This is a genomic window from Streptococcus mitis (assembly GCF_047464035.1).
Classification (GTDB): domain Bacteria; phylum Bacillota; class Bacilli; order Lactobacillales; family Streptococcaceae; genus Streptococcus; species Streptococcus mitis_DX.
In genome coordinates, this window is record NZ_JASHCQ010000001.1 from 87,946 (window position 1) to 100,709 (window position 12,764).

13 protein-coding genes are annotated in these 12,764 nt (G+C 40.7%); 11 read left to right on the forward strand and 2 right to left on the reverse strand.

Features of this window, described 5'->3' with window-relative positions; genetic code table 11:
* The 11 genes from QM818_RS00430 (at window position 1) to QM818_RS00480 (ending at window position 9,370) form a co-directional block, all read left to right on the forward strand.
* Window positions 1–867, forward strand: coding sequence for an ABC transporter permease (locus QM818_RS00430; RefSeq protein ID WP_031237057.1), 867 nt, complete (start codon window positions 1–3; stop codon window positions 865–867).
* The gene (locus QM818_RS00435; protein ID WP_004254621.1) at window positions 864–1,622 is read left to right on the forward strand and encodes an ABC transporter ATP-binding protein; all 759 of its coding nucleotides are present in this window, start codon (window positions 864–866) and stop codon (window positions 1,620–1,622) included. The genes QM818_RS00430 and QM818_RS00435 overlap by 4 nt, the downstream gene beginning before the upstream one ends.
* Before the next feature lie 89 nt (window positions 1,623–1,711).
* Window positions 1,712–3,472 carry a DNA primase gene (gene dnaG, locus QM818_RS00440; protein WP_084947655.1) on the forward strand — a complete coding sequence of 587 codons (1,761 nt, stop codon included), beginning with the start codon at window positions 1,712–1,714 and terminating at the stop codon, window positions 3,470–3,472.
* A 2-nt stretch (window positions 3,473–3,474) separates the two neighbouring features.
* Entirely contained in the window at window positions 3,475–4,584 is a 1,110-nt protein-coding gene (gene rpoD / locus QM818_RS00445; RefSeq protein WP_000201903.1) for an RNA polymerase sigma factor RpoD, read from the forward strand.
* A 14-nt stretch (window positions 4,585–4,598) separates the two neighbouring features.
* A complete protein-coding gene (locus tag QM818_RS00450; protein ID WP_414299775.1) occupies window positions 4,599–4,928 on the forward strand; it encodes a metal-sulfur cluster assembly factor in 330 nt (109 codons plus the stop codon).
* 115 nt (window positions 4,929–5,043) lie between these two features.
* A complete protein-coding gene (gene cpoA, locus QM818_RS00455; RefSeq protein ID WP_049499364.1) occupies window positions 5,044–6,087 on the forward strand; it encodes an alpha-galactosylglucosyldiacylglycerol synthase in 1,044 nt (347 codons plus the stop codon).
* Window positions 6,088–6,102: 15 nt separating this feature from the next.
* Window positions 6,103–7,428: a glycosyltransferase family 4 protein gene (locus QM818_RS00460; RefSeq protein ID WP_414299776.1), complete on the forward strand. Its 1,326-nt coding sequence runs from the start codon at window positions 6,103–6,105 to the stop codon at window positions 7,426–7,428.
* A 29-nt stretch (window positions 7,429–7,457) separates the two neighbouring features.
* Window positions 7,458–7,634 carry a PspC domain-containing protein gene (locus QM818_RS00465; protein ID WP_125393714.1) on the forward strand — a complete coding sequence of 59 codons (177 nt, stop codon included), beginning with the start codon at window positions 7,458–7,460 and terminating at the stop codon, window positions 7,632–7,634.
* Between the two features lie 58 nt (window positions 7,635–7,692).
* The gene (locus tag QM818_RS00470; protein WP_000863852.1) at window positions 7,693–7,827 is read left to right on the forward strand and encodes a DUF4044 domain-containing protein; all 135 of its coding nucleotides are present in this window, start codon (window positions 7,693–7,695) and stop codon (window positions 7,825–7,827) included.
* Between the two features lie 64 nt (window positions 7,828–7,891).
* Complete coding sequence (obgE, locus tag QM818_RS00475; protein ID WP_000061647.1) at window positions 7,892–9,202, forward strand: GTPase ObgE; 1,311 nt, start codon at window positions 7,892–7,894, stop codon at window positions 9,200–9,202.
* A gap of 9 nt (window positions 9,203–9,211) precedes the next feature.
* Window positions 9,212–9,370, forward strand: a complete 159-nt coding sequence (locus QM818_RS00480; RefSeq protein ID WP_001808548.1) for a hypothetical protein — start codon at window positions 9,212–9,214, stop codon at window positions 9,368–9,370.
* A 43-nt stretch (window positions 9,371–9,413) separates the two neighbouring features.
* Here QM818_RS00480 and QM818_RS00485 read toward each other — a convergent pair whose 3' ends face one another.
* Together QM818_RS00485 and QM818_RS00490 are read right to left on the reverse strand one after the other, a co-directional pair.
* Window positions 9,414–9,884, reverse strand: a complete 471-nt coding sequence (locus tag QM818_RS00485; protein WP_020902899.1) for an arginine repressor — start codon at window positions 9,882–9,884, stop codon at window positions 9,414–9,416.
* A 466-nt stretch (window positions 9,885–10,350) separates the two neighbouring features.
* Window positions 10,351–12,633, reverse strand: coding sequence for a Xaa-Pro dipeptidyl-peptidase (locus QM818_RS00490; protein ID WP_414299777.1), 2,283 nt, complete (start codon window positions 12,631–12,633; stop codon window positions 10,351–10,353).
* Window positions 12,634–12,764 lie beyond the last annotated feature (131 nt).

Sequence of the window (12,764 nt, forward strand, 5' to 3'; positions counted from 1 at the left end):
ATGATATTATCTATTATTTCTCAAGGATTTGTCTGGGCTATTTTAGGTCTGGGGATCTTTATGACATTTAGGATTTTGAACTTTCCAGATATGACAACAGAAGGTTCCTTCCCTCTTGGGGGAGCTGTTGCTGTCACTTTGATAACCAAAGGAGTGAACCCATTTTTAGCGACTCTTGTTGCTGTAGGAGCAGGTTGTTTGGCTGGAATGGCAGCAGGACTTCTTTATACAAAAGGGAAGATCCCAACCTTGCTCTCAGGGATTTTGGTGATGACTTCCTGTCACTCTATCATGCTCTTGATTATGGGACGTGCAAATTTAGGATTGCTTGGAACCAAGCAAATCCAGGATGTTTTGCCTTTTGATTCAGATTTGAACCAACTCTTGACAGGTCTCATCTTTGTCAGTCTTGTTATTGCTCTCATGCTCTTTTTCTTGGATACCAAACTAGGACAAGCCTATATTGCTACAGGTGACAATCCTGATATGGCTAGAAGTTTCGGGATTCATACTGGACGCATGGAGCTCATGGGCTTGGTCTTATCAAATGGTGTGATTGCCCTTGCAGGTGCCCTCATTGCTCAGCAAGAAGGGTATGCTGATGTGTCTCGAGGAATCGGGGTTATCGTTGTAGGTCTTGCAAGTTTGATTATTGGAGAAGTTATTTTCAAGAGTTTGAGCTTGGCAGAGCGTCTGGTTGCCATCGTTGTGGGTTCTATTGCCTATCAATTCTTAGTGTGGGCAGTTATTGCGCTTGGATTTAATACAAGTTACCTTCGTTTGTACAGCGCCGTGATTTTAGCAGTCTGCCTCATGATTCCAACATTTAAGCAAACAATCTTGAAAGGAGCCAAATTAAGCAAATGACAGCAATTGTAGAATTAAAAAATGCAACCAAAGTCGTTAAAAATGGCTTTGATGAAGAAAAGATTATTTTAAATGATGTTTCCTTAGAAATTTTTGAACAGGATTTCATCACGATTTTAGGTGGAAATGGTGCTGGGAAATCAACTCTCTTTAACACTATTGCAGGAACCTTGTCATTAACCAGTGGAACCATCCGTATTTTGGGTGAAGATGTTACCAAGTTTTCACCAGAGAAGCGGGCTAAGTATTTGTCTCGAGTCTTCCAAGATCCCAAGATGGGGACAGCTCCCCGTATGACGGTGGCTGAAAATCTTTTGATTGCCAAGTTTCGTGGTGAAAAGCGTGGACTGTTTCCGAGACGTCTGGCTAGCTATAAGGATGAGTTTCAGGCAACTATTGAAAAAGTGGGAAACGGTCTTGAGAAACACTTGAATACACCGATTGAGTTCTTATCAGGTGGACAAAGACAGGCTTTGAGTCTCTTGATGGCAACCTTGAAGCGTCCTGAATTACTCTTGTTAGATGAGCATACTGCAGCCCTTGATCCAAAGACCAGTGTGGCCTTGATGGAATTGACGGATGAATTTGTCAAGAAGGACCAGCTGACAGCGCTTATGATTACCCACCATATGGAAGATGCTCTCAAATATGGCAATCGCTTAATTGTCATGAAAGAAGGACGAATTATCCAAGATTTGAAACAAGAAGAAAAAGCAAAAATGAAAATCTCTGATTATTATCAACTCTTTGAATAAAGTAGGGAAAATGAGTGAAATGGTTTACTTTTTTTCTGAAATAAAGTATACTATATAAAGTAAACTATGATAACATGGAGGTATTGTGTATGGTTGACAAACAAGTCATTGAAGAAATCAAAAACAATGCCAACATTGTGGAAGTCATAGGAGATGTGATTTCTTTACAAAAGGCAGGACGGAACTATCTAGGGCTCTGTCCTTTTCATGGTGAAAAAACACCTTCTTTCAACGTTGTAGAGGACAAGCAGTTTTACCACTGTTTTGGTTGTGGTCGCTCAGGTGATGTCTTTAAATTCATTGAGGAGTACCAAGGGGTTCCCTTTATGGAGGCTGTCCAAATCTTAGGTCAGCGTGTTGGGATAGAGGTAGAAAAACCGCTTTATAGTGAGCAGAAGCCAGCTTCACCCCACCAAGCTCTTTATGATATGCACGAAGATGCTGTCAAATTTTATCATGCTATTCTGATGACAACGACCATGGGGGAAGAGGCCAGAAACTACCTTTATCAGCGTGGTTTGACAGATGAAGTGCTCAAGCATTTTCGGATTGGTTTAGCACCTCCAGAACGAAACTATCTCTATCAACGTTTGTCTGATCAGTATCGTGAAGAGGATTTCTTGGATTCGGGACTGTTTTATCTCTCGGATGCCAATCAATTTGTAGACACCTTTCACAATCGGATTATGTTTCCCCTGACAAATGACCAGGGAAAGGTCATTGCCTTCTCAGGTCGTATCTGGCAGAAAACGGATTCACAAACTTCTAAGTATAAAAATAGCCGATCGACTGCAATTTTTAACAAAAGTTACGAATTATATCATATGGATAGGGCAAAAAAATCTTCTGGAAAAGCCAGTGAGATTTACCTCATGGAAGGGTTCATGGATGTCATCGCAGCCTATCGGGCTGGAATCGAAAACGCTGTGGCATCTATGGGAACGGCCTTGAGTCGTGAGCATGTTGAGCATCTGAAAAGGTTAACCAAGAAGTTAGTTCTTGTTTACGATGGCGATAAGGCTGGGCAAGCTGCGACATTGAAAGCGCTGGACGAAATTGGTGATATGCCTGTGCAAATCGTAAGCATGCCTGATAACTTGGATCCTGATGAATATCTACAAAAAAATGGACCAGAAGACTTGGCCTATCTATTAACAAAAACTCGTATTAGTCCGATTGAGTTTTACATTCATCAGTATAAGCCTGAAAATAGTGAAAATCTGCAGGCTCAGATTGAATTTATTGAAAAAATAGCGCCCTTGATTGTTCAAGAAAAGTCTATCACTGCTCAAAACAGCTATATTCATATTTTAGCTGACAGTCTGGCATCCTTTGATTATGCTCAGATTGAGCAGATTGTTAATGAAAGCCGTCAGGCGCAAAGGCAAAATCGCATGGAAGGGATTTCCAAACCGACGCCAATCACTATGCCTGTCACCAAGCAGTTATCAGCTATTATGAGGGCAGAAGCTCATCTACTTTATCGAATGGTGGAATCCCCTCTTGTTTTGAACGATTACCGTTTGCGAGAAGACTTTGCATTTGACACACCTGAATTTCAGGTCTTATATGACTTGCTTGGCCAGTATGGCAATCTTCCTCCAGAAGTTCTAGCAGAACAGACAGACGAAGTTGAAAGAGCTTGGTATCAAGTCTTAGCTCATGATTTGCCTGCTGAGATGTCACCGCATGAACTAAGTGAAGTAGAAATGACTAGAAACAAGGCTCTCTTGAATCAGGACAATATGAGAATCAAAAAGAAGGTGCAGGAGGCGAGCCATGTAGGAGATACCGACACAGCCCTAGAAGAATTGGAACGTTTAATTTCCCAAAAGAGAAGAATGGAGTAATAATGGCAACAAAACAAAAAGAAGTAACAACATTTGATGTACAAGTAGCAGAATTTATCCGTAATCATAAACAAAAAGGGACAGCAACTGATGATGAAATTAATGCAAGTCTGGTGATTCCTTTTACCTTGGATGCTGATGGGATTGAAGATCTCTTGCAGCGAATTCAGGATGCAGGGATTTCTATCACAGATAACGAAGGAAATCCGAGTGCGCGTGTTCTGAGCACTGAAGAAGAGCCAGAACTCAGCGACGAGGACTTGATTGGTTCAACTTCGGCTAAGGTCAATGACCCTGTTCGTATGTACTTGAAAGAAATCGGAGTCGTTCCTCTCTTGACCAATGAAGAGGAAAAAGAATTGGCACTGGCTGTTGAAGCTGGTGATATCGAAGCCAAACAACGTCTTGCGGAAGCCAACCTTCGTTTGGTTGTTTCTATTGCTAAACGCTATGTCGGCCGTGGTATGCAGTTCCTTGACTTGATTCAAGAAGGGAACATGGGCTTGATGAAGGCGGTTGACAAGTTTGATTATTCTAAAGGGTTCAAGTTTTCAACTTACGCAACTTGGTGGATTCGTCAGGCTATCACTCGTGCTATTGCGGATCAAGCTCGTACCATCCGTATCCCAGTTCACATGGTTGAAACCATCAATAAATTGGTTCGTGAACAGCGTAACCTCCTTCAAGAATTGGGACAAGATCCAACACCAGAACAAATCGCTGAACGTATGGATATGACCCCTGACAAGGTTCGTGAAATCTTGAAGATTGCCCAAGAACCGGTATCCCTTGAAACTCCAATCGGTGAAGAGGATGATAGCCACCTTGGGGACTTTATCGAAGATGAAGTGATTGAAAATCCAGTGGACTATACAACTCGTATCGTTTTGCGTGAGCAGTTGGATGAGGTCTTGGATACTCTTACAGACCGTGAAGAAAATGTTTTGCGTCTGCGTTTTGGGCTAGATGATGGTAAAATGCGTACCCTTGAAGATGTGGGTAAAGTCTTTAACGTGACTCGCGAGCGTATCCGTCAGATTGAAGCTAAAGCTTTGAGAAAACTACGCCAACCAAGTCGCAGCAAACCGCTTCGTGATTTTATTGAAGACTAAGAGTGAGGATGAATATGGCTTATACAGAAGAGCAAATTGAAAACATCAAAACACGAATTTTATCAGCCTTGGAAGAAGTTATTGACCCTGAGTTGGGAATCGATATTGTCAATCTTGGTTTGATCTATGAAATTCGTTTTGACGGTGACACAGGACAAACAGAGATTGATATGACTTTGACAACCATGTGTTGTCCTCTAGCAGACCTTTTGACAGACCAGATTTATGATGCTATGACAGAGGTTCCAGAAGTAACGGATACTGAGGTCAAATTAGTTTGGTATCCAGCCTGGACTGTTGAAAAAATGAGTCGCTATGCACGTATTGCCCTAGGCATTAAGTAAACAAATAAAAACATGTGAGAGATTATTGGAAAAGCGAGGAAATTTCCCCCTCTTTTCCTCTAGTCTCTCCTTTCTTTTGCTGATTTTATTCAAAGAAAATGATATAATAGTAGTTATGGAAAAAAAGAAATTACGCATCAATATGTTGAGTTCAAGTGAGAAAGTAGCAGGACAAGGAGTTTCAGGTGCTTACCGTGAATTAGTTCGTCTTCTTCACCGTGATGCCAAGGACCAATTGATTGTTACAGAAAATCTTCCAATAGAGGCAGATGTGACTCACTTTCATACAATTGATCTCCCCTATTATTTATCAACATTCCAGAAGAAACGATCAGGAAGGAAAATTGGCTATGTGCATTTCTTACCTGATACACTCGAGGGGAGTTTGAAAATTCCATTTTTCATAAAGGGAATTGTGAAACGCTATGTATTTTCTTTTTACAACCGGATGGAGCACTTGGTGGTGGTCAATCCTATGTTTATTGAGGATTTAGTGGCAGCTGGTATTCCACGTGAAAAAGTGACCTATATCCCTAACTTTGTCAACAAGGAAAAATGGCATCCGCTTCCACAGGAAGAGGTAGCGAGACTGCGTACAGAGCTAGGTCTTAGTGACAATCAGTTTATCGTAGTAGGTGCTGGTCAAGTTCAGAAACGCAAAGGGATTGACGATTTTATCCGTCTGGCTGAGGAATTGCCGCAAATTACCTTTATCTGGGCAGGTGGTTTCTCTTTTGGTGGTATGACAGATGGTTATGAACGCTACAAGAAAATCATGGAAAATCCCCCTAAAAATTTGATTTTTCCAGGTATTGTATCGCCAGAGCGGATGCGCGAATTGTATGCCCTAGCGGATCTTTTCTTGCTTCCTAGTTACAATGAACTCTTTCCTATGACTATCCTAGAAGCTGCCAGTTGTGAAGCTCCGATTATGTTGCGTGATTTAGATCTTTATAAGGTAATTTTGGAGGGCAATTATCGGGCGACAGCAGATAGAGAAGAGATGAAAGAAGCTATTCTGGAATATCAAGCGAATCCTGATGCTTTAAAAGATTTGAAAGAAAAAGCTAAGAATATTTCTAGAGAGTATTCTGAAGAGCATCTCTTACAAATCTGGTTGGATTTTTATGAGAAACAAGCCGCTTTAGGGAGAAAGTAAAAAGTGAGGTAATCTATGCGAATTGGTTTATTTACAGATACCTATTTTCCTCAGGTTTCTGGTGTTGCGACCAGTATTCGAACCTTGAAAACAGAACTTGAAAAGCAGGGGCATGCTGTTTTTATCTTTACTACGACAGATAAGGATGTCAATCGCTACGAAGATTGGCAAATCATCCGTATTCCAAGTGTTCCTTTCTTTGCTTTTAAGGATCGCCGCTTTGCCTATCGAGGATTCAGCAAGGCGCTTGAAATTGCTAAACAATATCAACTGGATATTATCCATACTCAGACAGAATTTTCTCTTGGCTTGTTGGGAATTTGGATTGCGCGTGAATTGAAGATTCCAGTCATCCATACCTATCACACCCAATACGAAGACTACGTGCATTATATTGCTAAGGGGATGTTGATTCGTCCTAGTATGGTCAAGTACTTAGTAAGAGGTTTCCTGCATGATGTGGATGGGGTTATTTGCCCGAGTGAGATTGTCCGAGACTTGCTATCTGACTATAAGGTCAAGGTTGAAAAAAGGGTCATTCCAACTGGGATTGAATTAGCCAAGTTTGAGCGTCCAGAAATCAAGCAAGAAAATCTAAAAGAACTGCGTAGTAAATTAGGGATTCAAGAGGACGAACAGATGTTGCTGAGTCTTTCCAGAATTTCTTATGAAAAAAATATTCAAGCAGTATTAGCAGCTTTTGCAGAAGTTCTGAAAGAGGAAGACAAGGTTAAACTGGTAGTTGCCGGGGATGGCCCTTATCTGAATGACCTTAAAGAGCAAGCCCAGAAACTAGAGATTCAAGACTCAGTCATCTTTACAGGGATGGTTGCTCCTAGTGAGACGGCTCTTTACTATAAGGCAGCGGATTTCTTCATTTCAGCATCGACAAGTGAAACCCAAGGCTTGACCTACTTGGAAAGCTTGGCCAGTGGAACGCCTGTCATTGCACATGGAAATCCTTATCTGGACAATCTTATCAGTGATAAAATGTTTGGAACCTTGTATTATGGAGAACATGATTTGGCTGGAGCTATTTTAGAAGCCCTGATTGCAACGCCAGATATGAATGAGCATACCTTATCAGAGAAATTGTACGAGATTTCAGCTGAGAATTTTGGAAAACGAGTGCATGAGTTTTATCTGGATGCCATTATTTCAAATAACTTCCAGAAAGATTTGGCTAAAGACGATACGGTTAGTCAGCGAATCTTTAAGACAGTTTTGTATCTACCGCAACAGGTGGTCGCTGTGCCCGTAAAAGGCTCTAGACGCATGCTGAAGGCTTCAAAAACGCAGTTAATCAGCATAAGAGATTATTGGAAAGACCATGAGGAATAGAAAGAGGAACAGCCATGAAAAAACAATTAATGAGAAGTAGTCTTGATAAAAAGATTGCGGGTGTTTGTGCCGGAGTGGCCCATTATCTTGATATGGATCCAACTATCGTTCGCGTAATATGGGGTGTTCTTGCTTGCTGTTACGGAGCTGGGATTGTAGCTTATATCATTTTATGGATCATCGCACCTGTAGCAACTGACTATTGAAAACTAGCTGAATTCATGCTAAGATAATAGAAAATAGAATGTAATGAAGGAGAGAAAAATGGCATTTGGAGATAATGGAAAACGTAAAAAAACTATGTTTGAGAAATTAACCTTGCTTATCGTACTTATCATGTTAGTAGCAAGTATTTTGGGTATTTTTGCAACTGCAATTGGTGCCCTCAGTAATCTATAAAATAGATTCAAGAAAATTTTGTGACTGGGATTTCCCAGCCCTTTTTTAAAGTGAGAAGAAAAAAATGAGTATGTTTTTAGATACAGCCAAGATCAAGGTCAAGGCTGGTAATGGTGGCGATGGTATGGTTGCCTTTCGCCGTGAAAAATATGTCCCTAATGGCGGTCCTTGGGGTGGTGACGGTGGTCGTGGAGGTAATGTAGTCTTCGTTGTAGACGAAGGTCTACGTACTCTCATGGATTTCCGCTATAATCGCCATTTCAAGGCTGATTCTGGTGAGAAAGGAATGACCAAAGGGATGCATGGTCGTGGTGCTGAGGACCTTAGAGTTCGAGTACCACAAGGTACGACTGTGCGTGATGCTGAGACAGGCAAGGTCTTGACAGATTTGATTGAACACGGTCAAGAATTTATCGTTGCCCACGGTGGTCGTGGTGGACGTGGAAATATCCGCTTTGCAACACCAAAAAATCCTGCACCGGAAATCTCTGAAAATGGAGAACCAGGTCAGGAACGTGAGTTACAATTGGAATTAAAAATCTTGGCAGATGTTGGTTTAGTAGGCTTCCCCTCTGTTGGGAAATCAACACTTTTAAGTGTTATCACCTCAGCTAAGCCTAAAATTGGTGCCTACCACTTTACGACAATTGTGCCAAATCTAGGAATGGTTCGTACCCAATCAGGTGAATCCTTTGCAGTAGCTGATCTACCAGGTTTGATTGAAGGAGCTAGTCAGGGAGTCGGTCTGGGAACTCAGTTCCTCCGTCACATCGAGCGTACACGTGTCATCCTTCACATCATTGATATGTCAGCTAGTGAAGGGCGTGATCCATATGAGGATTATCTTGCTATCAATAAAGAGCTAGAGTCATACAATCTCCGTTTGATGGAGCGTCCACAGATTATCGTAGCCAATAAGATGGATATGCCTGAGAGTCAGGAAAATCTTGTAGAATTCAAGAAAAAATTGGCTGAAAACTACGATGAATTTGAAGAGTTACCAGCTATTTTCCCAATTTCTGGATTGACCAAGCAAGGTTTGGCTACGCTTTTGGATGCTACAGCTGAATTGCTAGACAAGACACCAGAATTCTTGCTCTACGACGAGTCAGATATGGAAGAAGAAGCCTACTATGGATTTGATGAGGAAGAAAAAGCCTTTGAAATTAGTCGTGATGACGATGCAACATGGGTACTTTCTGGTGAAAAACTCATGAAACTCTTTAATATGACCAACTTTGATCGTGACGAATCAGTCATGAAATTTGCTCGCCAGCTTCGTGGTATGGGGGTTGATGAAGCCCTTCGTGCGCGTGGTGCTAAAGATGGGGATTTGGTCCGCATTGGTAAATTTGAGTTTGAATTTGTAGACTAGGAGACTGATATGGGAGATAAACCGATATCTTTCCGAGATGCGGATGGTAATTTCGTTTCTGCCGCAGATGTTTGGAATGAAAAGAAATTGGAAGAACTATTTAATCGTCTCAATCCAAATCGTGCCCTGAGATTAGCACGAACTAAAAAAGAAAATCCATCTCAGTAAAGAATATAACAAAATTCCGTGCCACATCAGACACGGAATTTTCTTATTCTTCAAAGAAAAATGGTGGAGCGAATTTTTTCAGTTCTTCAAAGCATCTTTGAGCAGCTTCTGCATCTTCGCAGATGACAAGGCAGACATCATCACCACAGAGAGTAGCGATAGCGTCAGAGAAACTTAATGCATCAATGATAGAACCAAAGGATTGCGCAAGTCCAGGAAGGGTTTTAAGGAGGACTTGGTGTTGAACGGGACGCATCAAGACAAGAGCATCTTCCATGTAGATTTCGAGACGTTTCTCCCATTTTGAGATAGAGCCTGTATTGAGCACGTAGTAAGAGTTGTCTTCTTCACGTACTTTTGAGAGGTTCATACTTTTAATATCTCTCGAAAGTGTAGCTTGTGTAACTTGAATATCATTATCGGCAAGAAGAGCTTGTAGCTCAGCTTGAGTATGAATCTTGTTTTTCGTTACAAGAGCTCGTATGAGTTGGTGTCGGTGTTCAGATTTATTCATAAAATGTTACTCCTTGTACTGGGTACAGAAAGCGTGGACGGAACGAAATCGTCAGTCGGGTGGTAAGCGGTATTGTCACGTATGATGATTTCAAAGTCAGTAGTATAGGACTAAATGGAGAAAATCCCACTCTTTTAACTTGTCACTAGTTGAGTGTAGATGAATTGGGTATCTATCCGTTTATCTACATTGGTGTCCTCTACTAACAGTAAATCATTCAATTAGGGTAGCCTTTTGTCACGACTTATTGTGAATTTATGATTAATGTTAATTCACAAAGATTTTTCAACATGTGGTGTGGTAGCGAGTATTATTAATGAGTACACATGTTGGTTAGGGTTTTAGTATCTTTTGTCAAAGCTTCCGTGTAGACCTATCATAAGCCTATATCGGGATTGCATTTGATACCAAGTTTATGTTTGTTTCAACTGTTTAAGTGGAAATCTTCCATATTGAAAGTCTGATATCATACCTTTTGACAAGGTAAGAGAAGTGTAGACTGTTCAAGATCGACAGTCAGGTGGTAGTCAGTATTGTCACGGATGGTGATTTCAAAGTCAGTAGTATAGAGGACTAAACGAAGAGTATCTCCTTCTTTTAACTTGTAAATAGTTGGTTGCAGTTCAAACTGGATATCCATCCATTCATCTGCCTTAATATCCTCTACTAACAGTAAATCATTTCTATTTTGCAAATTGAGGTAGCCTTTTGTCACGACGCGATGTGCATTTTCACGAAAAGGCAATTCGTTAAGATTTTCCAACATGTGGTAGCGACCGTTGTCAATGGTTCTAGCACTTAAAACAGCTGGATAAGGTTGTAGGTATTTCTTTTGTCCATGTTCCAGTAGTTGGGCTGATAAGAGACCCTTGTTTGTACTGGATTTGATACGAAGATTGAGTTGAGCTCGACCGTTCAAGTGAATGTCTTTAGTTACAGGAAGGTCAATAGTAATCTGATTGACTTTCCCTTGATAAAGTTCTGTATTGAAGGTCTGGTATGTCTTACCATAACGCTCAAAATCTTTATCTGAGTACTGGTTTTGAATAACTTGCTCTTCTTGACCAAGTGAGAAGGTTTCAAACTTCTCTTGCTCACAGAAGGTATCAAGTGGTAACCAAGTCTGAGGAGCGGTATTATCCTGCCAGATAACAGTTGGAAGTTGGAAATCTGTATCTTCTCCCAGTAATTTCTTAGTCAATAAGGCGTTCATGGATTCACGGAAGTCAATGGACTGCCAATTGTTCATGTACACATGGGCGCCATTGTGGAAAAAGAGATGCTTATTTATATGAGTAGGAAGCGCATGGAACATCTGGTAAACATGAAGCGGTTTGACATTCCAATCCTGAGAACCGTGGGTAAAGACAACCTCTGCTTTTACTTTGTCAGCATTGAGCAGATAGTTGCGGTCATGCCAAAACTGATTGTAGTCGCCAGATTTTCGGTCTAATTGTTCTTTTACTTTTTCTAAGTCAGCTTGGTGAGCCTCATTGCCACGGATATAGTCGCCAGCTAAGAGATTACGAGAATAGGTTAACTCAGCAAGGGAATCAAAGTCCTCACCTGGATAACCACCTGGGCTAGTTACCAGACCGTTTTCACGGTAGTAGTTGTACCATGAAGAAATACCTGCTTCAGCAATGATAACTTCTAAACCATCGACACCTGTAGTCGATAGACCATTGGACATGGTTCCTAAATAGGAAAGTCCCGTTGTGGCTACTTTTCCATTTGACCAATCTGCCTTGACTTGACGCTGGCGCGTGTGGTCGGTAAAGGCGCGGCAACGACCATTGAGCCAATCGATGACATTTTTATAAGCCTCGACTTGCTGGTAGTCTCCATTAGTCATGAAACCTGTGGAGTCTTTGGTCCCAACACCTGAAACATATAGATTAGCAAAACCTCGTGGAAGGAAGTAGTCGTTGAGAGTATAGCTAGCATTGATGTGCGTTAGCTTTTCCTCAGCTTCTGACACAAGCTCAGCTTGGTCATGAGGTTGGACGAGATTTAGTTGAGGTTCCTCTATCTCAATCTTGTGAGCAGGCTTAACCTCGAGATTGCCCTCCATCTTGTAAAGAGCTTTATCGCTTGCTTTATCATTTGTTCCTTGATGATAGGGACTGGCTGTCATGATAGCAGGGATTTGCCCGTCATAACGAGGACGAATAATGCTAACCTTGACTAAGTCAGATAAACCCTTTTGGTCAGTATCGACACGAGACTCAACGTAGACCACTTCTCGAATGACATCATGGCTAGAAAAAGTAGCCAAACTTTTACCGTTAAAGTAGTGGTAGTCATTGTCCTCCGGAATAAGACCGTCACTGACAAGTTGGTCGATAAGAGTATTTCCCTTTTTGGTGCGAGTATTGAGTAACTGATAGAGATTTTCAATCAAGTCACCATATACAATGGGAAATCCAGTCTCTTTACGGAAAACTTCACTATCTTCGAAGTCAACCAAATAAGAAAAGCCTAAAAGTTGAAAGGCTACAGTGTAGAAAATATCTGCAGTCAACTCTTTGTTTGACTGAAAAAAAGTCAGTAAGTCAGTTTCTTTATCAACTGCCAAACTGGATAGAGGATAGGCACTATCTTTATAATTAAAAAAGAAACGAATAAGAAACGCTTCAAGCATTTTTTTATTTGTAATATTGACTGGTAAATCAAACCCATACTTTTTTAATTCAAAGATAATTGTATCTCTAGGTAGCGCTAAATAGCTGAATTGATTAAAACGCATATAACCTCCGATAAAATTAAACTTAAGATTATTATATCAAAAAAAGAGTGAAAAATAAATATAAAAACAAAAATAAAATAACATAAAAAGATATTTAGTATCGCAATTAATATAAAAGTAAAAATTACTTA